Annotated in this window: 21 protein-coding genes and 1 tRNA gene; 17 read left to right on the top strand and 5 right to left on the bottom strand. The window is 66.4% G+C overall.

From position 1 onward, the window contains the following. Positions 1-68: 68 nt before the first annotated feature. From K32_RS19550 to K32_RS19540, 3 genes are all read left to right on the top strand, one after another. Positions 69-722, top strand: coding sequence for an alpha/beta hydrolase (locus K32_RS19550; protein WP_201401108.1), 654 nt, complete (start codon positions 69-71; stop codon positions 720-722). 113 nt (positions 723-835) lie between these two features. Continuing rightward, positions 836-1,393: an HNH endonuclease gene (locus tag K32_RS19545; RefSeq protein ID WP_201401107.1), complete on the top strand. Its 558-nt coding sequence runs from the start codon at positions 836-838 to the stop codon at positions 1,391-1,393. Positions 1,394-1,476: 83 nt separating this feature from the next. Beyond that, positions 1,477-2,292 carry an RNA methyltransferase gene (locus K32_RS19540; RefSeq protein ID WP_201401106.1) on the top strand — a complete coding sequence of 272 codons (816 nt, stop codon included), beginning with the start codon at positions 1,477-1,479 and terminating at the stop codon, positions 2,290-2,292. Positions 2,293-2,295: 3 nt separating this feature from the next. Here K32_RS19540 and K32_RS19535 read toward each other — a convergent pair whose 3' ends face one another. Then, entirely contained in the window at positions 2,296-2,799 is a 504-nt protein-coding gene (locus K32_RS19535) for a disulfide bond formation protein B (RefSeq protein ID WP_201401105.1), read from the bottom strand. A gap of 200 nt (positions 2,800-2,999) precedes the next feature. Here K32_RS19535 and K32_RS19530 point away from each other — a divergent pair. Beyond that, a tRNA-Leu gene (locus tag K32_RS19530) sits at positions 3,000-3,084 on the top strand. A 135-nt stretch (positions 3,085-3,219) separates the two neighbouring features. Here K32_RS19530 and K32_RS19525 read toward each other — a convergent pair. Then, the gene (locus K32_RS19525) at positions 3,220-3,864 is read right to left on the bottom strand and encodes a class I SAM-dependent methyltransferase (protein ID WP_201401104.1); all 645 of its coding nucleotides are present in this window, start codon (positions 3,862-3,864) and stop codon (positions 3,220-3,222) included. Between the two features lie 471 nt (positions 3,865-4,335). Between K32_RS19525 and K32_RS19520 the strand changes: the two genes are divergently transcribed. Beyond that, positions 4,336-4,710 (top strand): hypothetical protein, encoded by a 375-nt coding sequence (locus tag K32_RS19520; protein ID WP_201401103.1) that lies wholly within the window; start codon positions 4,336-4,338, stop codon positions 4,708-4,710. A 148-nt stretch (positions 4,711-4,858) separates the two neighbouring features. Here the strand turns inward: K32_RS19520 and K32_RS19515 are convergent, their stop codons facing one another. Beyond that, a complete protein-coding gene (locus K32_RS19515; RefSeq protein WP_201401102.1) occupies positions 4,859-5,650 on the bottom strand; it encodes an SDR family oxidoreductase in 792 nt (263 codons plus the stop codon). A gap of 111 nt (positions 5,651-5,761) precedes the next feature. Here K32_RS19515 and K32_RS19510 point away from each other — a divergent pair, with 111 nt between their 5' ends. The 3 genes from K32_RS19510 to K32_RS19500 all read left to right on the top strand — a co-directional run bounded on the left by K32_RS19510 (position 5,762) and on the right by K32_RS19500 (position 8,862). Further along, positions 5,762-6,310, top strand: coding sequence for a TetR/AcrR family transcriptional regulator (locus tag K32_RS19510; RefSeq protein ID WP_201401101.1), 549 nt, complete (start codon positions 5,762-5,764; stop codon positions 6,308-6,310). Positions 6,311-7,036: 726 nt separating this feature from the next. Next, positions 7,037-7,822, top strand: a complete 786-nt coding sequence (locus tag K32_RS19505) for an SDR family NAD(P)-dependent oxidoreductase (protein ID WP_201401100.1) — start codon at positions 7,037-7,039, stop codon at positions 7,820-7,822. 71 nt (positions 7,823-7,893) lie between these two features. Next, positions 7,894-8,862, top strand: coding sequence for a substrate-binding domain-containing protein (locus tag K32_RS19500; protein ID WP_201401099.1), 969 nt, complete (start codon positions 7,894-7,896; stop codon positions 8,860-8,862). 64 nt (positions 8,863-8,926) lie between these two features. Here K32_RS19500 and K32_RS19495 read toward each other — a convergent pair whose 3' ends face one another. Beyond that, positions 8,927-9,760 carry an IclR family transcriptional regulator gene (locus tag K32_RS19495; protein ID WP_201401098.1) on the bottom strand — a complete coding sequence of 278 codons (834 nt, stop codon included), beginning with the start codon at positions 9,758-9,760 and terminating at the stop codon, positions 8,927-8,929. 230 nt (positions 9,761-9,990) lie between these two features. On the opposite strand from K32_RS19495, the gene K32_RS19490 reads away from it, so the two are divergent. The 8 genes from K32_RS19490 (at position 9,991) to K32_RS19455 (ending at position 17,418) form a co-directional block, all read left to right on the top strand. Beyond that, on the top strand, positions 9,991-11,466 hold the full coding sequence (locus K32_RS19490; RefSeq protein WP_244669628.1) for a sugar ABC transporter ATP-binding protein: 1,476 nt from the start codon (positions 9,991-9,993) through the stop codon (positions 11,464-11,466). After that, complete coding sequence (locus tag K32_RS19485) at positions 11,466-12,440, top strand: ABC transporter permease (protein WP_201401096.1); 975 nt, start codon at positions 11,466-11,468, stop codon at positions 12,438-12,440. The genes K32_RS19490 and K32_RS19485 overlap by 1 nt, the downstream gene beginning before the upstream one ends. Next, a complete protein-coding gene (locus K32_RS19480; protein WP_201401095.1) occupies positions 12,440-13,321 on the top strand; it encodes an aldose 1-epimerase family protein in 882 nt (293 codons plus the stop codon). Before K32_RS19485 ends, K32_RS19480 begins: the two co-directional genes overlap by 1 nt. Before the next feature lie 219 nt (positions 13,322-13,540). Then, complete coding sequence (locus K32_RS19475; protein WP_201401094.1) at positions 13,541-14,209, top strand: GntR family transcriptional regulator; 669 nt, start codon at positions 13,541-13,543, stop codon at positions 14,207-14,209. 87 nt (positions 14,210-14,296) lie between these two features. Then, positions 14,297-14,863 carry a biotin transporter BioY gene (locus tag K32_RS19470; protein WP_201401093.1) on the top strand — a complete coding sequence of 189 codons (567 nt, stop codon included), beginning with the start codon at positions 14,297-14,299 and terminating at the stop codon, positions 14,861-14,863. Then, complete coding sequence (gene bioB, locus K32_RS19465; RefSeq protein ID WP_201401092.1) at positions 14,860-15,876, top strand: biotin synthase BioB; 1,017 nt, start codon at positions 14,860-14,862, stop codon at positions 15,874-15,876. Before K32_RS19470 ends, bioB begins: the two co-directional genes overlap by 4 nt. Then, positions 15,873-16,547 (top strand): dethiobiotin synthase, encoded by a 675-nt coding sequence (gene bioD / locus K32_RS19460; protein WP_201401091.1) that lies wholly within the window; start codon positions 15,873-15,875, stop codon positions 16,545-16,547. Before bioB ends, bioD begins: the two co-directional genes overlap by 4 nt. 148 nt (positions 16,548-16,695) lie before the next feature. Next, the gene (locus K32_RS19455; RefSeq protein ID WP_371812719.1) at positions 16,696-17,418 is read left to right on the top strand and encodes a L,D-transpeptidase; all 723 of its coding nucleotides are present in this window, start codon (positions 16,696-16,698) and stop codon (positions 17,416-17,418) included. A 75-nt stretch (positions 17,419-17,493) separates the two neighbouring features. Here the strand turns inward: K32_RS19455 and K32_RS19450 are convergent, their stop codons facing one another. Next, the gene (locus K32_RS19450) at positions 17,494-17,775 is read right to left on the bottom strand and encodes a hypothetical protein (RefSeq protein ID WP_201401090.1); all 282 of its coding nucleotides are present in this window, start codon (positions 17,773-17,775) and stop codon (positions 17,494-17,496) included. A 284-nt stretch (positions 17,776-18,059) separates the two neighbouring features. On the opposite strand from K32_RS19450, the gene K32_RS19445 reads away from it, so the two are divergent. Then, on the top strand, positions 18,060-20,444 hold the full coding sequence (locus K32_RS19445) for a DUF3772 domain-containing protein (RefSeq protein ID WP_201401089.1): 2,385 nt from the start codon (positions 18,060-18,062) through the stop codon (positions 20,442-20,444). The last annotated feature ends 39 nt before the right edge of the window (positions 20,445-20,483 follow it).

Here is a 20,483-nt window from a genome sequence, read left to right as displayed (position 1 = left end):
GGCGATCAGGGGCTCGCTCTTGCTAGCATGAGGAAGATTCGTTCGCCTGCCTGCTACAGGGATTTTCCATGCTCGATGGTCCGCGCCTCGCTCCGCTTTCCGGCGGCAAGCCCAAGAAACTCGTCGTCCTCCTGCATGGCGTCGGCGCGGATGGGCATGACCTGATCGACATCGGCGCACATTGGGCGCCGCTGTTCCCGGATGCCTATTTCGTCGCGCCGGACGCGCCCGATCCGTCCGATTGGGGCGTCGGCAAGCAGTGGTTCCGGCTCACCGTCCGCGATGCGCATGAATATTGGCAGGGTGCTTCCGCCGCCGCGCCGAAGCTCGACGAATTCCTCGACGCGGAACTGGAACGGCATGGCCTGACCGACGCGGACCTGGCGCTGGTCGGCTTCAGCCAAGGCACGATGATGGCGCTGCAGGTCGGTCCCCGCCGCCCGCACGCGATGGCCGGCATCGTCGCCTATTCCGGCCGCATCGCGGGTCCCGAGCGTCTCGCCGCCGAGGTGAAGAGCCGCCCGCCGGTCCTGCTGGTGCATGGCGCGCTGGACGAGGTCATCCCGATCGCGGCGCTGCAGGAGACCGAGAAGGCGCTGCGCGACGCCGGCTTCGCCGTCGCGGCGATCGAGCGGCCCGGTCTCGGCCACGGCATTGATGAGGCCGGGCTCGTCGCCGGGGCCGGCTTCCTGAACCGCATTTTTGCCACAGCCGAGATCTGATCGACGCGCACGGAAACGTCACCGTTTCAGCGGCTTCACAAGGATGACACAGACCCTGTAGACTATTTTGGCAATCTCGAGGTTCGGCGCGTCTCAACAGAGGAAGCCATGTCTTGACGATAGCCGTGTCGCCCGGCGCACATCCCGCCCTCGTGCTCAATGCCGATTATCGGCCTCTGAGCTATTACCCTCTGTCGCTCTGGTCCTGGCAGGATACGATCAAGGCGGTGTTCCTCGATCGCGTCAACATCGTCTCCGAATATGACGTCGATATCCGCAGCCCGTCCTTCCGGATGCGGCTGCCGAGCGTCGTGTCGCTGAAGAGCTATGTGACGCCGACGCGCAACCCGGCCTTCACCCGCTTCAACGTCTTCCTGCGCGACCGCTTCCAGTGCCAGTATTGCAATGCGCGCGAGGACCTCACCTTCGACCACGTCATCCCGCGCGCCCATGGCGGCACGACGACGTGGGAAAATGTTGTGGCCGCCTGTTCGCCCTGCAATCTGCGCAAGGGCAGCCTGACCTCGGCCGACGCGCGGATGTGGCCGCGCCAGAAGCCGTTCCAGCCCAGCGTTTCCGATCTGCACAACAACGGCCGTGCGTTCCCGCCGAACTATCTGCACGACAGCTGGCTCGATTATCTCTACTGGGATACGGAACTGGATCCCTAGAGCGTTTTCGAGCGAAGCGGGGACCGGTTCGCGTCCAGAAAACGCGACCAAACGAATAGTCCGCCCCAGCCTTCGTCGAGCTCTTGCCGCTTCTCGTTCCCATCACCGACCCCGCCGACCCCCGCATCGCGCCTTATCGCGATGTTCGCGAACGCGACCTCGTCGGTCGCGACGATCACTTCATCGCCGAGGGCGAAGTCGTGCTGCATACCCTGGTGCAGTCGGCCCGCCACCAGCCCGTCTCGCTGCTGCTCGACCAGAAACGCGTCGAAGCGCTTTCTGCGATCCTCGATCGCCTTCGCGACGACGTGCCGGTCTATGTCGCGAACCAGGCCGTGCTCGACGGCATTGTCGGCTTCCATATCCATCGCGGCATCCTGGCGCTCGGCCATCGCGCGCCGCCGCCCTCGGCCGATCAACTGCTCGCCGGCATTGACGGGCGGGCGCTGGTGGTCGTGCTGATGGGGATCTCCAACCACGACAATCTCGGCGGCATCTTTCGCAACGCCGCCGCCTTCGGCGCGCGGGCGGTGCTGCTCGATGCCGATTGCTGCGATCCCTTCTACCGCAAGGCCATCCGCGTCTCGGTCGGCAACACGCTGACCCTGCCGCATGCGCGGCTCGACCGCGCGGAGGATGTCGTGGCGCTGCTGGCGCGGCACGGCTTCCACGCGGTGTCGCTGAGCCCGCAGGGCGCGATCCGGCTTGCCGAGGTGAAGCGGCCGGCCCGGGTCGCGGCCCTGTTCGGAACCGAGGGGCCCGGCCTCGACGCGGCGGTGCTCGCCCGCACGCTGACGGTCCGGATCCCGATGGCGCCCGGCGTCGATTCCTTGAACGTCGCGACGACGAGCGGCATCGTCCTGCACCAGCTGACGCAGGCGGCGGCCGACGAGGCCTAGGCCTCAGCCCTTGCGCAGGCCGGCGCGGAGCAGGGCGGCGGTGACGACGGCGGTGACGACGACGTTCCAGCCGGCGAAGGAAAGGCCGAGGACGCGCAGCGCCGCGTCGGTGCAGCTCACCACCTTCGTCTTGCCGATCTGGGCCAGCAGGTCGCCGGCATTGCCTGTCGTCGCGGTGCCGCCGCCGCAATCGGCGGGGCCAAGCCAGAACTTCCATTCGGCGCCGGCATGGTAGATGGCGAGGCCGAGTCCGACGAGGAAGGCCAGCGCCGCCAGCACCAGCAGGACGCGCGCGAGGCGTTCGAACTTGCCGGCGGCGAGCAACAGGATGGCGACCAGCAGGACCGGCAGGCCGAGATAATAGGGAATGCGCTCCTCGAGGCAGAGCTTGCACGGCGCGTAGCCGCCGAAGATCTGGAAGCCCCAGGCGCCGAGGATCGCCGCGAGGCCGATCACGAAACTGAAGAGGGCGAGCGGCAAGCGGCGGGTCGGGATGCTATCGGCCATGGATATCTCGCTTTGATCGGGGCGCCTGCTTCTAGCCCGGCGATGTCGGGCTTGTCGACGGCCCTGCGATTCACATCCGCGTGGGCGAGCGAGCCGGGGCGGCGTCGCGAGCCGGCGCGCGGGAAAAGGCTGAAAACGCCGTTGCTTCTGCCGCGAGCCTGATTATAGTCGCGCCGTCGCGGGCCGAGCGCCCGCGCGTTGCGGGCGTGGTGGAACTGGTAGACGCGCCGGACTCAAAATCCGGTTCCGAAAGGAGTGTCGGTTCGATTCCGACCGCCCGCACCACCTTCTCTTTTCCAGAAATGACGTATCGCGTTCTGTTGCCCGTCTGCGTGTCGCGGGTTGCGATCCCTGCTGGGTGGTAGAGGGCGCCAATGGGCCGGGGCGGGCAGAGCCGTCCGGCGCGTTTCCGCAGCCAGACTAACCGGCCGAATTCCTCACGATGTATGGCTGACCGTTCCATTCGGGCAGTCCGCGATCCGACGTCGTTTTCTCGAAGATCAAGGCCTTGCCGAGGTCGGCGGCTAGCGTGAAGCCCGGTTGCTCCCGCAGCAGATTGGCAAGTTCGCGGACGCTGTGGAGCTGGATATCGTCGATCATCAGAAGCCCGCCCTGGCGGAGCATCTGATTGAGATAGCAGAAATCGACAAAGACCAGCGGCCATCCGTGGTGGCCATCGATGAGGGCGAAGTCAAAGAGGTTCGCCGTATCCTTGGCGAGGTCGGGAAGCACAGTTTCAGAGAAGCCCTCGATCGGTTCCCAGGCGCTGTCATCAAGGGTCTTCGATGCGCAGTATTCCTTGATGCGGCCGAACAAATCTGGTTCGGGGCAGATGGATACGAGTTTTGACGGACCGCAGAACAAGAACGAGATCGTCGAATTCCCGGCCCCGGTTTCAATGATCCGAGCCGTGGGGAACCGCTGGGTTATGATCTGGATCACCTTCTCCAGGTGTTCGCGGTTGAAGCCGCCGGTGTTCCAGGTCGCGCCGTCATCCCAGGTGTGCAAATTCGGCAGCGCGTTCATGTACTCCTGGAGCGCAATTTCCCTGGTGCGACTTGTCATCGAGATCTCCCTGCCTTTCCGCGAGTTGCGGTGCCGTGGATATGGTTGGGCCGATGCCTGCGGAGAACTCCGATGGGCCAATCGACTCAACTGTAGTCTTGAAAATAACAACAATAGCGGCTCAGTAGACAGGTCACGCTCGCACGGTCACTGCGGTCTGTCCAGTGCTCGGCATAAGGTGCAGTGTTCTGGGAGGCTGTTTTGCTAATATCGCCAACCTTGTTGAGGCGGGTGCTCAGGAGGCAAGAATTATCGGATTTCCGTGGTTCCTGCGCGGACAAGATCGTTTAGTCTGCGCGCGGTTGCGCGTTGCTGCCAATGATCTGCAACAGTTTGCCCGCATCATCTCGAGCCTGCGCAAACGAGACCCACGCGACTGCCGGCAGATGCCTGGAACTGCCGCCGCAGGTTGGGCGTTTTCGTTTCATCGCGGCGGGTGGGAGAGCCGATCAGGCCATCAGGAGGATCGCCATGAAACTCCGGCTTCTGTTTGCTTCTTCGCTCTTCGCGGTCACCGTCGGCATGGTGCCGCACGCGGCTTCCGCCCAGGGCGTGACCATCGACCAGGACGGCGTGCATGTCATGCCGCAGAACGATCGTGGCTATGACCGCTACAATCAGTACGACAGGGGCCAGCAATATGAACGGGGCCAGTATGACCGGGGCGTCGGACCGAGGGAGGCGCGCCGCATCGCGCGCGGCGCCGGCCTTGCCGACGTGTTCAATGTCAGCCAGCGCGGCAATGTCTGGATCGTGCGCGGGACGGACTTCCGCGGACGCGACATGCGCGTGACCGTCAGCGCTCGCACGGGCGAGGTCGTCGACGTCAGGCGCTTCCGTTCCTAGGTGCGCTTCGCGGGCGGGGATCCGGTCTCCGCCCGCCCAGTCCTGCGTTCACGACACGAGGCTGGGCCGATCGGCGCACCCGAACGGAATCCGCTTCATCCCATTCGGAAAATTTAGGCGCCGAGCGGCTTCATCGCGTGCGGGACAGCTATTCGGCCGGGGCGGTCTCGATGCGATAGCGCGCGGCCGGCGTCGCGTTACCGAAGCCCGATGCCAAGGCGAAGCGGGCTTGCTCGAACGCCTCCCAGGCCGCGGCCTCGGGCACGGGCGGGATCGTCACGGCTTCGCGGCGGTCGAAGCCGACCAGCGCGGCATCGACGAGGTCGTCGACTTCCATCATGCCGGGGATTTGGTTGATGTCGATGCCCGAGCGCTCCCAGATCTCGGTGCGGGTCGCGGCGGGCAGAACCGCCTGGACATAAATGCCCTTGGGGCCGACTTCGGCGGCCAGACCCTGCGATAGCGTCAGCATGTAGGCCTTGGTCGCCGCGTAGACGCCCGGGAAACGCTCCGGCGCCAGCGCCACGACGGAGCCGATATTGATGATCGCGCCCGTGCCGCGCGCGACCATGCCCTTGAGCGCCGCGGAGGCGAGGAGGGTCGGCGCACCGACGTTCAGCTTCAGGAGCTTTTCCATGGCGACGGGATCGGCGGTTTCGAAGCTGCCTCGCAGCCCGGCGCCGGCATTGTTGACCAGAAGATCGACCGGCGGATCGGAGCGGAGCCGCGCGCCGACCTGCTCGAGCTGTTCCGCGTCCGTCAGGTCGGCGATCAGGACTTCGACCGAAACGGGATGGGCGGCGCGGAGCTCGGCGGCGAGCGCGTTCAGGCGCTGCGTGTCGCGGGCGACAAGAACGAGATCGTAACCGCGGGCGGCGAGGCGGCGGGAATAAACGGCGCCTATGCCGCTTGAAGCTCCCGTGACTAGGGCAACAGACATCGGACTTCTCCGTTCGAGAGGGGAGGACGCATCCCAATCAGGATGATGATCATCATCTAGTTGATTGGATGATCGTTGTCATCTAGTTTTCGGGATCAAGGAGATTTCGTCATGGGAACCAGTCAGGAGAAGAAGGCGGCGAGCCGGCAGGCGATCGTCGCGGCGGCGGCCCGGCTCTTCCGCGAGCGCGGTATCGACGGCGTGACAGTTGCGGAGGTCATGGAGGCGGCCGGCCTGACGCATGGCGGATTTCCGCGACACTTCGCCAGCAAGCAGGAGCTGGTGACGGAGACGATGGCCGCGATCCTGGATCCGAAAAATCGGCCGGCCGACCGCCCCATAGACCTCGAAGCCTTCGCGGAGCTCTATCTCCGGCCCGAGCACTGTGATTCGCCCGGCCAGGGCTGCGTCTTCGCGGCGCTCGGTCCGGAGATGGCGCGGGCGCCCGGCGACACCCGCCACGTGCTGACGGGGGCGATGCGCCGGCAGATCGAGCTGTTCGCGCAGACCGCGCCTGGGGACGACGAGCGGGAGCGGCGCGTCGCCGCCATCGGCAGCTGGTCCGCGATGATCGGCGCGATGGTGCTGGCTCGCATCGCCGATTCGGAAGAACTGTCAAAGGAAATCCTGGAAGCGACCGACGCCTTTTTGCGCGCCTAGCCGGCCGTTGCTGGATTGCATCCTGGGAGATTAGCCGCGCCTTTCGGCGCGTCGCCGATGGGTCGGCGCGCCATTTCCGCCGGCCGTCGGAACATGAGGAGGCCCGCCGGCAAGCTTGGCAGGTCGCCGGCGGGTGCAATCGCCAGTTCGGCTTAGGGGCTGATCTGAGATTGCCCGCCAAGGATACATTCACCTCACCTTACGTCAATCTCCGATGTGGCGCATCGCCTTAGTCGGTCGCGTCCTGTGGCCCTGCAACTCCTTGCACCAGGATGACGGCCTCCGCCAGGCGGTCCGCCGCGCTTCGCCACGCCCGTTCGCGGGCCGGTTCGGCGGTCGATCCCGCGCCTTTCCGTTCCGTGTCTTTCCCGCGTCGCACCGGCCGCGCCGCACCATCGGCGAGCCTTGACCGCCGCTTCGACTTGACCATAGACTTCATATCAGAATTGCTTTGGTTCAAATATGAACCGATCTTGGAGTCGAGCGAGCGCGCCAACGCTTCCCCGACATCTCCGGATCGGTTCACGAAGGAGGCCGAACCAATCGGCCCCGCCACGGCGGTCGTCGCGATCGACGATCGGGAGAGACGCGCGAGAAGGTGCCGAATGAAGCTCAGAATCGATTGCGCTGGCCGTGCCGCCGTCCCGGCGAGCGGCGGGACGAATGTCGGCGGCGGGAATGGCCTGCGACCCGGCCGGTCGAAAAACCGGCAGGGGCGGCGCTGAGATGCGGGGGCTTCGGGATCTTCGCGTTCTCGTCACTGGCGCGGCGCAGGGCATCGGCCGCGCCGTTGCCGAGCGCTTCGCCGAGGAGGGCGCGCGCGTCGCGCTGAATGACCGTCATGCCGACCCCGACTTCGTCGCCAGGATAGCGGCGATGAAGGCCTCGGCCATCGGTCCGCATCTGGTGGTGGCGGGCGACGTCTCCGATGAGGCTTCCGCCGATCGCTTGGTCACCGAGGCGATCGCCGGGCTCGGTGGGTTGGATGTCCTCGTCAACAATGCCGGCATCCAGATCCAGACCCCGACGCACGAGGTGAGCCTCGAGACCTTCGAGCGCGTCATCGGCGTCAACATGCGCGGCACGTTCCTCTGCTCGCGCGCGGCGATCTCGCACTGGCTGGCGCTCGGCCAGCCCGGCTCGATCATCAACACGACCTCCGTGCATGAGTGGATGCCGAAGCCGGAATTTCTGAGCTATTCGGCCTCGAAGGGCGCGATCGGCAACATGACGCGGACCCTGGCGCTCGAATATGCCGGGCGCGGCATCCGCGTGAACGCCGTGGCGCCGGGCGGCACCGACACGCCGCTCAATCCCGGCCTTGCCGATCCGAGGGAGCGCGCGCGCGCCAACGCGACGATCCCGATCGGTCGCGTCGCAACGCCGGAGGAAGTCGCCGGCGCCTTCGCGTTCCTGGCGTCGGCGGATGCCGCCTATGTCACCGGCCACACCCTGACCGTCGATGGTGGGCTGATCCTGCAGATCCCGTTCGGACGTTCCGACGGTTCGTAAGTGCGTTGTTGGATGAAAGATCAACAAAACCACGCGCGCAGCGTCGCGACGTGGAAACAGGGAGAGAAACCATGAATCGTCGTGATCTCATGCTTGCCTCGGCCGCACTTGCCACGGCCATCGCCTTCGGAGGGGCCGCGAAGGCGGACGACAAGCAGATCGCCGGCATCGTCTTCCAGCAGGACCAGTTCTTCAACGGCATCGAGTCCGGCATGAAGTCCGCCGCCAAGAAATCCGGCGTCGAACTGCTCCTCGCCAATTCCGACTCGAAGCCCGAGAAGGAGCAGTCGCTGGTCGACACCTATGTCACCCGTGGCGTCAAGGCGATCGTGATCTCGCCGATCAGCCCGAAGGGTTCCGAGCAGGCGCTGCGGCGCGCCTCGGAAAAGGGCGTCAAGATCATCGCCTACAACACGTTCAACCTGGGTTGGGATTTCGTTGATGCGGATCTGAGCTCGAACCAGGCCGATCTCGGTCGCACGACCGGCGAGGCGGCGGCGAAATACATCAAGGAGAAGCTTGGCGGCAAGGCCAAGATCGCGACGCTCGGCTTCCGCGCGCTTGGCGCCGAGGTGTCGGACCTGCGCACCAATTCCTTCCTCGAGGCGGCCAAGGCCGGCGGCAACGAGATCACCGTCGTGGCGCAGCAGGATGGATGGCTGGCCGAGAAGGCCGTGGCGGTCGCGGGCGACCTCATCACGGCCAACCCCGACATCAACATCCTCTACGGCGCCAATGAAGGCGGGACCGTCGGCTCGGTACAGGCCGTTCGCAATGCCGGCAAGCAGGGCAACATCGTCGTTTTCGGCATCGACGGCTCGGAGCAGCTGGCGAACTTCCTGCTCGACGACGACAACGTGCTGCAGGCGGTGACGGCGCAGCAGCCCTTCGTGATGGGGTCGCAGGCGCTCGACGCGGCGGTGGCGATCCTGGACGGCAAGCCCGTCGACAAGACCGCCAACGTAAAGGTCCTCGGCCTGACGCGAACCGATCCTGAGGCGGTCCAGGCGTTCAAGAAGGAATGGAAGAGCCTGAAATAGGCGGGACCGTTCGTTCCGGATGGCGCATTCCCGGTTCGTCGCCGGGAATGCGGATCCTGCGCTGTCAGGCGGGCTCTCTGTCGACGCTGCCGGCGGCGCGCGCCTTGACCGGCAGCACGGCGCCGATGGCCGTCGCCGTGGCGATCGCCCGCCGCCGGATCATCTCCAGCCTCTCCGGGTCGGCGCCGGCCAGGAACGGCACGCTCAGCGCGCCGACGCAGCGTCCGGCCGAATCGAAGATCGGGGCTCCGAAGGCATGAACGCTCGGCGAGAACTCACCCCGGTCCGCTGCCCAGCCCTGGCGGGCGATTTTCGCGAGCTCCGCCCGGAGCTTCTTCGGCTCGGCATAGGTGCGGCCGTTGAAGGCCTGCAGCGGTCCGTTGACGATCGCCTCGCGCTCCGCCTCCGGCAGGTGCGCCAGCAACACCTTGCTGGCGGCGCCCGCATGCAGCGGCAGGCTCTGGCCCGGCGTGACCATCAACGCGTATTCGCGCTTTCCCTGCGTGCTGGCGAGCACCAGCGTGGTGCCGTTGTCGAATACCGAGACCTTGCTGCTCTCGCCGATCTCGTCGGTCAGCGTCTCCAGGAAGGGCAGGGCGATAGCGCCGAGGTCGTAGCCGGGGTTGTCGACGGCGACGCGGGACGACAGCGACAGCAGGCGCCGCCCCAGCGTGTAGGCGCCGGCCGTGGACCGGCGCACGACGTCGTGGCTCTGCAGCGTGTTGAGGATGCGGTAGACGGTGGTGCGCGGCATCCGGCTGGCCGAAACCAGCTCGCGGATGGTCGAGCCCTGCGGCCGCCACTCCAGCAGTTCGAGGATTTCCATCATCCGGTCGATGACGGGGATCCTGTGCTTTTCCGAGGCATCCGCCTCGGCCCCGCTCGTCGTCTCATCCATTGCCGAACCGCATTGACACGCCTTCTTTTGCCCGTATCATTCTCAATTGAACTATAAATATCCAAATATGAACAGACAAGAGGTCGTTCAACGACCCGTCGGGAGGAGCGCCCAGCCTGGAGGCGGACGGGGGATCAAAATCCGCGGCCGTGCGGGACTGCGCTCGGTGATGCCAAACCAGTCGCTGGAGCAACGAGCCTATGGCCCGGGGGGCAATCGAATTCAGGGACGTGACCAAGGTCTACGGACCGACGGTCGCGGTGGGCCGCTTCTCGCACCGTTTCGAGCCCGGGCGCATCCATGCGCTGATGGGCAAGAACGGCTCCGGCAAGTCGACCCTGGTCAAGATGCTGGCAGGGGCCATCCAGCCGACGCTGGGCGAGCTCTGGGTCAATGGCGAGTACGTCCGCTTCGAGGCGCCGCGCGACGCCTATGCGGCCGGCATCGTCACCGTGCATCAGGAATTGTCGCTCGTGCGCTCGCTGTCGATCGGCGAGAACATCTATCTCGGCCGCCTGCCGCATCGCAGCGTCATGGGCGGCTCTGTGGTGGACTGGCAGACGCTGCATGCCAATGCCCGCGCCCTGCTCGCTGACATGGGGCTCGATCTCGATCCGCGCGCGCTGGTCGAGACGCTGAGCGTCGGCCAGCAGCAGGCGGTCGAGATCGTCAAGGCGATGTCCTTCGCACCGTCGATCCTGCTGCTCGACGAGCCGACCTCGGCGCTGGCGGCGCCGGAGGTCGAGCAATTGTTCAAGCTCGTCCGCCGCCTGAAGGCGAAGGGCGTGACGATGATCTACATCACGCACCGGATGAACGAGCTCTTCGCCATCGCCGATACCTGCGCCGTGCTGCGCGACGGCCATTTCATCGGCGCGACGGAGATGAGCGAGGCGACCTCCGGCTCGATCGTCGAGATGATGTTCGGCGACGTGTCGATGGCGAAACGCCCGGCGCGGCGAAATGTCGACCGCAGCCGGCCCGTGCTCTCGGTCCGCAACCTGGAGCGCGCCGGCGCCATCGAGGATGTCTCGTTCGAGCTCTATCGCGGCGAGGTTCTCGGTTTCGCCGGCCTGCTCGGCTCGGGACGGACCGAGGTGCTGCGCGCGATCTTCGGCGCCGATCCCTATGATCGCGGCGACATCGTCTTCGACGGCGAGCCGGTCGTCCGGCCGTCGCCGAAGATGATGAAGCGGCGTGGCCTCGGCTACACGCCGGAAAACCGCAAGGAAGTCGGCCTGGTGCAGCTTCTGTCCAGCCACGACAATCTCTGCCTCGCCAGTCTCCAGCGCATCGCCCGGCACGGTCTGATCGACCGCCGCCTGGAGCAGCCCTTCGTCGACCGCCAGATCAAGGATCTGAGCATCCGCGTGCCGCATCCGCTCGATCCGGTCTCGTCGCTCTCCGGCGGCAACCAGCAGAAGATCGTCATCGGCAACTGGCTCAACACCGAGCCGAAGGTGATGTTCTTCGACGAGCCCAGCCGCGGCATCGACGTGCAGGCCAAGCAGCAGATCTTCGAGATCATGTGGCAGAAGGCCGAGCGCGGCCTGTCATCGATCTTCGTATCCAGCGAGCTGGAAGAAGTGCTCGAAGTCGCCGACCGCATCATCGTCATGTATCACGGCCGCATGGTCGCGGAAGTTCTTCCTGAAGACATCACGCTCGCTCAGCTCTACAAAATCTGCATGGAGGGGACGCCATAATGTCGACCGCTGTCATGTCGCGGATCGGCGCGACCAGCCTCAAGATCTACGCGATGGAGGTCATCCTCCTCATCCTGGTCGTCTTCCTGATCGCTTTTGCGCCTGGCTTCGCCACGGTCGGCAACTTCTTCAACGTGCTGCGCACCGTGTCTATGCTCGGCATCATCGCCTTCGGCATGACGGCGGTGATCATTTCCGGCGAGATCGACCTGTCGATCGGCGCGACGGCCGGGCTCGCCGGCTGCGTCGTTGCCTGGTTCTGCGATGCCTACATGGACTCGATCGGCGGCGTCGCCGCCGTGGCGATCGGCACGCTGGTGGCGCTCTCTATCGGCTTCGGCACCGGCGTGTTCACCGGCAAGATCCGGCAATGGTTCAACGTGCCGACCTTCATCACCACGCTGGCGCTGTTCACGGCGATCCGCGGCATCGCCAATCTCGTCACCGGCGGCTTCCCGATGCCGAGCTTCCCGTCCTGGTTCTATTTCTTCGGCGCCGGCAATCTCTTCGGCGTGCCGTTCCCCGTCTACGTCCTGCTCGCCGTCTTCGCGGCCATGCATTTCCTGATGAAATACACGAGCTTCGGCCGCGCCATCTACGCGGTCGGCGGCAATGCCGAGGCGGCGCGCCTTTCGGGCATCGACGTCTCGCTGACCAAGACGCTGGCGCTCGCCATCACCGGCGCGCTCGCCGCGCTCTCCGGCATCCTGCTCGCCTCGCAGGTCGGCTCCGGCATCGGCACGATGGCGACGGGCATGGAGCTCGACGTCATCTCGGCGACCATAATCGGCGGCACTAGTCTGTTCGGCGGCAAGGGCCGCGTCTGGGGTACGCTGCTCGGCGTGCTGTTCCTCGGCTGCATCGCCAATGGCATGACGCTGATGAACGTCTCCGAATATTGGCAGTATGTCGTGCGCGGTGGCATCATCCTCGGCGCCGTGCTGCTGAACCAGATCCTGGACCGGCTGCGGTGATGGCGCCGGTCGTCATCGCGACGGACGGCTTTCGGGCCGAGATCGGCCGGCGCGGCGCCGAGTTGCTCTCGCTCGTCGACCCGACCGGCCGGGAATGGATGTGGCATGGCGACCCGGCGTTCTGGGATCGCCGCGCGCCGGTGCTGTTCCCGGTCGTCGGCCGCGCCGCCAACGATCAGATCCGTCATCAGGGCCGAACCTTCCCGATGCCGCAGCACGGCTTCGCCCCGGAGGCTGAATTCGAGTTGGTCGAGGCGACGGGGCATTCCTGTCGGCTGCGGCTCGAGGCGAATGCGGCGACGCGGGCGATCTATCCGTTCGAGTTCCGCTTCGATGTCGCGTTCGAATTCTCGGATGGCGCGCTTCGTCAGTCTGCCAGCGTGACGAATGTCGGCGGGCACGCCCTGGCGGCGTCGCTTGGCTTCCATCCGGCCTTTGTCTGGTCGCCGGGGCCGGAGCGGACGGCCTATGAGCTTCGCTTCGAAAAGCCGGAGCGGGCGCCGATCCGGCGGATCGTCGACGGCCGCCTCGCGCCGCCGGCCGGCGGGCCGCCGGCGCCGGATGGCGTCCTGAGCCTTGCCGACGATCTCGTCGAGGCCGGCGCGATGGTGTTCGACCAGCCGGCAAGTCGCGCGGTCTGGTTCGGCAGGCCCGGCGGTCCCGGCATCGCGGTGGATTTCGAGGGGCTGCCGCATCTCGGCATCTGGACGCTGCCGGGCGCGGGATTCCTCTGCATCGAGCCGTGGCAGGGCCATCACGCCCCGGTCGGCTTCGACGGCGAGTTCTTCGACATGCCTGGCGTTCTGCATCTTGGCCCCGGCGAGAGCGCGACGCGAGGCATCGCGATCCGTTGCGGCGTCGACGCGCCCGGGTGGGCGTGAGGAGGGTCGACCCTTCCCGCCAGGCCGGTCGCTCAATCGGCAGGCGTCGCAATTCGGCAACGCTGCGCCGGCAACGAGAGCCAGCTTAGCTAAGTGCCGGGAAAGCTTTGGCGCCGGGGCGTTGGAAGTGGCAGATTGCTGTTCCGGAGCGCATTTCCGGCTACGTCGTCGCAGCATCACGTGATCGACAACCATCATCTGAGAAATTATCTATAAACGATGAGAAAGCCCAGAGAAGACACGCTGGCCGTTCGCATCAGCCGCACGCTGGCCGAACGGATCATCGCCGGCGACATCGAGCCCGGCTCGCGCCTGCGCCAGGATCATATCGCCGAGGAGTTCGGCGCCAGCCATGTGCCCGTCCGGGAGGCGTTCCGCCGTCTGGAGGCGCAGGGGCTTGCCGTCAGCGAGCCGCGCCGTGGCGTCCGCGTCGCCGCCTTCAACCTCGCCGAGGTGAAGGAGGTGGCGGAAATGCGGGCGGCGCTCGAGGTGCTGGCGCTTCGCCATGCCGCGCCGAATCTGACCGCCGCCATCCTCGACGAGGCCGAGGAAGCCACGAAAGCCGGCGATAATTCGCGCGATGTCCGCTCCTGGGAGGAAGCCAACCGCCGCTTCCACCAGCTCATTCTCTCGCCATGCGGCATGCCGCGCCTGCTCGCCTCGATCGACGACCTGCACGCCGCCAGCGCGCGCTTCCTGTTCGCCGCCTGGCGCTCGGATTGGGAGTCGCGGACGGATCATGATCACCGCGCCATTCTCTCCGCCCTGCGTCGTCGCCAGGTCGATCTCGCCTGCACGACCCTCGCCAGCCATGTCCAGTGGATCGGCCGCCGTCCGGTGACGGCGGCGGGCGGCAAGGTTCGCGAGGCTTTTGCTATCGAAGGCTGATTATTATCGATATCGGGTTGCGACTCGGACGGGTTTGTGGATTCTATTATAGATAGACTTCAATATTATCTATAATTTGGTGTCCCTATGAACTCCGTCCTCGCCCTCTCCGCCCGCAAGGCGGGCACGCTGACGCGCCCGCTAGCCGTCATCGTCGCCGGCATCGCGCTGATCACGATCTGCGCCAAGATCCATATCCCGTCCTGGCCGGTGCCGATGACGCTGCATACGCTCGCCGTCATGGCGATCGCGGTGGCGATGGGGCCGCGCCTCTCCTTCGCGACTTTCCTCGGCTATCTCGCCGTCGGCGCCGCTGGCCTACCGGTCTTTTCGGATTCGCCCGAGCGCGGTATCGGCCTTGCCTACATGATGGGGCCGACCGGCGGCTATCTCCTCGGCTATCTCGCCGCGAGCTGGCTCTCCAGCGCGCTGGCCGAAGGCCGCAAGACGCTCGGTCGCGTCGTCGCGATGCTGGCCGGCCTTGCCGTCACCTACGCCGTTGGCCTGGTCTGGCTGGCGTTCTTCGTGCCGGCCGACAAGGTGATCGTGCTCGGCTTCACGCCGTTCATCCTCGGCGATCTCATCAACATCGCCATGGTCGCCTTCGGCGCGGCTCTGGTTCCGGCCCGCTTCATCGGAAAGATCGGCCGATGAGAGCCGCGGAGCCATCCGTCGTCGCCACCCCGACCGCGATAGCGGCGGGGCGTGCATCCGTCGACCGGGACCGCGAGGCGGCGCGGGCGATCTACGACCTGCCGCTTCCCGATCTGATGTTCCGGGCGCAGACCCTGCATCGGCAGAACTTCGATCCGAGCGTGATCGAGGCGGCGAGCCTGCTCAGCATCAAGACCGGCGGCTGCCCTGAGGATTGCGGCTATTGCTCGCAAAGCGCCCGCTACGACACCGGCGTCAAGGCGACCAAGCTGATGGCGGTCGAGCGCGTGCTCGCCGAGGCGGCCAAGGCCAAGGCCGGCGGGGCGACGCGCTTCTGCATGGGGGCCGCGTGGCGGAGCCCGAAGGACCGCGACATGGAGCAGGTCTGCGCCATGATCTCCGGTGTCCGCGCGATGGGGTTGGAGACCTGCGTCACCCTCGGCATGCTGACGCCGGCGCAGGTCGAGCGGCTGGGCGAGGCCGGGCTCGACTACTACAACCACAACATCGATACCTCGCGGGAGTTCTATCCCGAGATCATCACGACGCGGACGATGGATGATCGCCTCGAGACGCTGGCGCATGTCCGCGATGGCGGCATCAAGGTCTGTTCCGGCGGCATCGTCGGCATGGGCGAGACGATCGACGACCGCATCGGCATGCTGGTGATCCTCGCCGGTCTCGAGCGGCATCCGGAAAGCGTTCCGCTCAACATGTGGAACGAGATCAAGGGGACGCCGGTGCTCGACAAGGGTGAGCCGGTGGAGCCGATCGCCTTCGTGCGGCTGGTGGCGCTGGCGCGCATCCTGATGCCGGGAAGCGTGGTCCGTCTCTCCGCCGGCCGCCACGCCATGAGCGACGAGACGCAGGCGCTCTGCTTTCTCGCGGGCGCCAACTCGATCTTCACCGGCGACGTGCTGCTGACCACAGGCAATCCGCAGCGCGAAGCGGATGCGGCGCTGCTGGCGAAGCTCGGTATGCGGACGGGGATCGTGCCGGTGGCGGGGCCGTGACGCGCCTCGTCGTCACGGGAACCGATACCGGCATCGGCAAGACGGTGTTCGCGGCGGGGCTGACCGCCGCGCTCGGCGCCTGTTACTGGAAGCCGGTCCAGGCGGGCCTCGACGAGGAAACCGACAGCGAGACTGTCGCCCGGCTGGGCGCGGTCGCGCCGGACCGGATCCTGACCGAGGCCTACCGGCTCAGCGCCCCCCGGTCGCCGCATCATGCGGCGGCGATCGAGGGTATCGCGATCGACGTCGATCGGCTGACGCCACCGGCCTCGGAGCGACCGCTGGTCATCGAGGGGGCCGGCGGCGTGCTGGTGCCGCTGACGTCGAGCGTGACCTTCGGTGACGTCTTCGCCCGCTGGCGCCTGCCGGTCGTGCTCTGCGCCCGCACCGCGCTCGGCACGATCAACCACTCGCTCTTGTCGCTGGAGGCGCTGCGCCATCGCGGCGTGCCGGTGCTCGGCGTCACCCTGATCGGCGACGACGAACCCGAGACGGCGCAGGCGATCGCCGGGATCGGGCAGGTCCGTATCCTCGGCCGCCTGCCTCGGCTCGCGTCCCTGACCGCTCCGGCGCTGCGGGAGGCTTTCGCCGCCGCGTTCCGGGTCGATGATTTTGCGGACGCGATCGCCGAGGTCTCCGATCAGGCGGCCGGATCCGTGTCCTTCCGGTAACAGGTCGCGTCTTAAGAGACCTGCATGGCTGCTCTGCGACGGTTGTGGTGGCATGGACCACACCGTCGCCTTATTCCCCTTGGCACGAGACTTCCACGGTCCGCTCCCCCGACCCATTCCCCTCCCGCCAGTTCCAAGGTTCCGTCACGTGTCTCTGCTTCTTTCGCGCCGGTCGTTTCTGACCGGGATGTCGGTCGTCGGCGCATCGGCTCTCGCCGCCTGCGCGCAGGTTCCGAAGGAGGGTCCCGAGAGCCTGGCCCTGGCGCCGAAGCTGGAGCCCGAGCCGAAGCCCCAGCCGGAAGTGGTGAAGGCGGTCGCGCCGGTCGCCGACAGCGAGAACGCATCGCGCTACGCCGCCCTGAAGGACGGCGACTACAAGCTCCCCGCCATTCCCTATTCGACTGTCGATCCCAAATATCTGCGCCAGATCGTCGACGACCCGACCGGCGAGGCGCCGGGCACGCTGGTGGTCAACACCAAGGAAAAGCACCTCTACCTCGTCCTCAAGGACGGCAAGGCGATGCGCTATGGCGTTGGCCTCGGTCGCCAGGGCTATTCGTGGAAGGGGCGCGCCGTCGTGCAGTGGAAGCGGAAATGGCCGACCTGGACGCCGCCCGCCGCCATGATCGGCCGCAAGCCGGAGCTGGAGAAGTGGCGCACCGGCATGCCGCCCGGCCTGCAGAACCCGCTCGGCTCGCGCGCGCTCTACATCTACAAGGACGGCGTCGATACGCTCTATCGCATCCACGGCACGCCGGAGTGGAAGACGGTCGGCAAGTCGGCATCGTCCGGTTGCGTCCGCATGTTCAACCAGGACGTCATCGACCTCTACGACCGCGTCCCGTCCAAGACGACACTCGTGGTGATCTGAGGCGGCTTTAGCTCTCTGTTTTGTCGCGTTTTCTTCACGCGAACCGGGAGCCACTTCGCTCGAAAACGCTCTGGATCAGCGCTTGCAGTCGGTGGCGAACAGGAAGTTCTTCACCGAGATGTCGCCGGTGAGGATGTAGTCGGTCAGCCGTGGCAGCCAGAAGACGACGTCCTTGAAGACGCGCGAGGTGTAGGCCGTGTCATGCCCGAGGCGGCCGAATTCGATCGGCCCCTTGAGCGAACTGGTGCCGTCGTCGAGCACAAGCGGGCGCTCGCAGGGCGTCGAACCGAGCTGGACGAACAGAATACCGGCCCCGATCAGACAGTAGAGCAGGGCGAGCCGGATCAGGAAGAACACTGCGAACAGCCTCTTGGCAGCGGTGACGACGCGCCGAGCATAGAGAAGAAACGCCGCCGCGCCAGAGCCTTGCAGGCGCCGGATCGCCGGCCCGGATGCGCCTGGGGATATAGGGGCGGCGTCTCCGGCCGCCACCCCTCGACGGCGTCGCCGTCCGGCCGGGACGCGGAAGTGACGCTGCGGATACCGCGCCGAAGGCGACGGAAATCCCTATTCTCGTCATCTTTAATACTATAGCTCAGTCGCCAAGATCCGGCCGTCCGACCGCCCCGCAGGAGCACTTCTTGTTCTGCAAGACCTTCGTCCCGACCACTAGCTCGTCTTCCCGGACGTGGACCCGCTTTTCGCGACACGGCCTGGGTGGCTTGCTGCTCGGCATCGCCATCCTGTTCATGGCCATGGCCGGCAGCGCGATGGCGCAGCCGGAAAGTCCGCAGAAGCAGATCGACGGCTGGAACGTCGCGCTGGAGAAGGTCGACGCCGCCATCGAGCGCGAGGGTACCAGCGACGCCGAGTTCAAGGCCCTGAAGCAGCAGGTGACGGATATCGTCGCGGCCGCGAACGCGCTGGCGGATTCGCTGGCGCCGAAGGTCGCCGCGGCGACGGCGCAGGTCGAGCAGCTGAAGCCGACGGGCGCGACGGATGCGCCGGAATCGGAGGCCGCCAAGGAAAACCGCCAGGAGGCGGAGAAGCAGCTCTCCGATCTCGCCGGTTTCCAGAAGCAGGCGCTGGCGATCGCCAGTCACGGCTCCTATGCGCTGGCGCAGATCGGCGAGCATCGCCGGATGCGGTTCACGGCCGAGCTGCTCGAGCGCAACACCAGCCTGATCGATCCGGGACTGTGGGGGGACGCGGCCAGCGACCTGCCCGGCATTACCGGCCGTACCGGCTCCGTCGTCGGCGAATGGGCCAGTCTCGTCGCCAGCCGCAGCGATCGTTCCGCCATCGCCATCTTCGTCGGCCTGCTCGCGCTGATCGTCGCGGTACTGGTGCCGGGGCGCCGGTTCCTGCTCTCGAAGCTGCGCCGGCCCCATGCCGATGCCCAGCCGACCGTGCGGACCAAGGTGATGTCCGCCGCCGCGATCGTCGCGGTGAACGTCTTCCTGCCGCTGATCGTGCTGGTGGGAGGGCAGTCGATCCTCAATGCGCTGGAGCTGCTGCCCTACCGGATCGACCAGCTCTGGACCGGCGCGACGGCGGCCATCGTCTTCTTCTCCCTGGCCTTCGGCATATCGCGGGCCCTGCTGGCGCCGACGCGCAGCACCTGGCGGCTCGTCGCGCTGGACGACGCCGTCGCCATGCGGGCCTTCCGGCTTTCCATCGCCATCGCGGCGGTGCAGGCGATGGTCGTCTTCCACCAGAACTTCGCCAAGGTGACCCAGGCCTCGCTCTCCTTCACCATCGCGCTCGACGGCGTCGCATCGATCGTCATCGCCGTGCTCGTGATAGCCATGGTCCGCGGGCTGACCCGGCGCGCGGAGCCCTCCGAGGAGGAGGGCGACGATCCGGCGGACGAGGATTTCGGCCTCCGGCGCCTCGCGCTGATGGCGGCCGGTCTTGCGTCCGGGGCCGCCATCCTCGCCAATCTGATGGGCTATGTCGCGCTCGGGCGGTTCATCACGACGCAGACCGTCTGGACGGCCGTCGTGCTGTCGCTTCTCTATCTCCTGATGAAGCTGACGGACGAACTGACCGCCGCCTCGTTCCGGCGCGACGGCGTCGTCGGCAGTCGCCTGATCACCTCGGTCGGCTTCGCCCCGCGTTCGGTGACGCAGGCGGGCGTACTGGCCAATGGCGCGGCGCATCTCGCGCTTATCGGGCTGGCGTTCCTCGCCATCGTCGCCCAGTGGGGCGTCGATTCCTCCGGCCTGTTCGCGACGATCCGCCAGCTCTTCTTCGGCTTCAAGATCGGCTCGATCACCATCTCGATGTCGACGCTGATCGCCGGCATCGTTGTCTTTATGATCGGCTTGATCATCACGCGGTCGATCCAGGGCTGGCTCGACACGCGCTTCCTGCCGACGACGCGGCTCGATTCCGGATTGCGCAATTCGATCCGCACCAGCGTCGGCTATGTCGGCATGATCTTCGCCGCCACGCTCGCCTTCGGCTATGCCGGTCTCGACCTTTCCAACATTGCCATCGTCGCCGGTGCGCTCTCCGTCGGTATCGGTCTCGGCCTGCAGGCGATCGTGAACAATTTCGTCTCGGGCCTGATCCTGCTCGCTGAGCGGCCGATCCGGGCGGGGGACTGGATCACGGTTGGAGCGGAAGAGGGCACGGTCAAGCGCATCAATGTGCGCGCCACCGAGATCGAGACCTTCGACCGCGCCACCGTCATCGTGCCGAATTCCAGCCTGATCACCGGCGTCGTCAAGAACATGGTGCTGCGCGATCGCTCGGGCCGGGTCGTCGTCCCGGTCTCGGTCAGCAAGCTCTCCGACGCCGAGCAGGTGAAGGCCATCCTGATCGAATGCGCCAAGGCGCATTCGCTGGTGCTGCGCTATCCCGAGCCGATCGTCCTGTTCCTGAATTTCGGCGAGAAGTCGCTCGATTTCGAGCTGCGCTGCTATCTCGCCGACATCGCCTCCGGCGCCACGGTCCGGTCCGATCTCCGCTTCGCGATCTTCGGCCGGCTGCGGGAGGCGGGGGTGGCGTTGCCGGGCTAGCCCGGCATTCGCAGTTCGTTTTCCATTTTCGACTATGCC

The organism is Kaistia sp. 32K (assembly GCF_016629525.1).
In the GTDB taxonomy this organism is placed as follows: Bacteria; Pseudomonadota; Alphaproteobacteria; order Rhizobiales; family Kaistiaceae; genus Kaistia.
This window is presented reverse-complemented; position numbering and strand designations above follow the sequence as displayed.

Coding starts and splice junctions, on each gene's coding strand:
- K32_RS19550 (WP_201401108.1), top strand. CDS start 69: ATGCTCGATGGTCCGCGCCTCGCTCCGCTTTCCGGCGGCAAGCCCAAG.
- K32_RS19535 (WP_201401105.1), bottom strand. CDS start 2,799: ATGGCCGATAGCATCCCGACCCGCCGCTTGCCGCTCGCCCTCTTCAGT.
- K32_RS19525 (WP_201401104.1), bottom strand. CDS start 3,864: ATGACAAGTCGCACCAGGGAAATTGCGCTCCAGGAGTACATGAACGCG.
- K32_RS19520 (WP_201401103.1), top strand. CDS start 4,336: ATGAAACTCCGGCTTCTGTTTGCTTCTTCGCTCTTCGCGGTCACCGTC.
- K32_RS19515 (WP_201401102.1), bottom strand. CDS start 5,650: ATGTCTGTTGCCCTAGTCACGGGAGCTTCAAGCGGCATAGGCGCCGTT.
- K32_RS19510 (WP_201401101.1), top strand. CDS start 5,762: ATGGGAACCAGTCAGGAGAAGAAGGCGGCGAGCCGGCAGGCGATCGTC.
- K32_RS19505 (WP_201401100.1), top strand. CDS start 7,037: ATGCGGGGGCTTCGGGATCTTCGCGTTCTCGTCACTGGCGCGGCGCAG.
- K32_RS19500 (WP_201401099.1), top strand. CDS start 7,894: ATGAATCGTCGTGATCTCATGCTTGCCTCGGCCGCACTTGCCACGGCC.
- K32_RS19495 (WP_201401098.1), bottom strand. CDS start 9,760: ATGGATGAGACGACGAGCGGGGCCGAGGCGGATGCCTCGGAAAAGCAC.
- K32_RS19485 (WP_201401096.1), top strand. CDS start 11,466: ATGTCGACCGCTGTCATGTCGCGGATCGGCGCGACCAGCCTCAAGATC.
- K32_RS19480 (WP_201401095.1), top strand. CDS start 12,440: ATGGCGCCGGTCGTCATCGCGACGGACGGCTTTCGGGCCGAGATCGGC.
- K32_RS19475 (WP_201401094.1), top strand. CDS start 13,541: ATGAGAAAGCCCAGAGAAGACACGCTGGCCGTTCGCATCAGCCGCACG.
- K32_RS19470 (WP_201401093.1), top strand. CDS start 14,297: ATGAACTCCGTCCTCGCCCTCTCCGCCCGCAAGGCGGGCACGCTGACG.
- bioB (WP_201401092.1), top strand. CDS start 14,860: ATGAGAGCCGCGGAGCCATCCGTCGTCGCCACCCCGACCGCGATAGCG.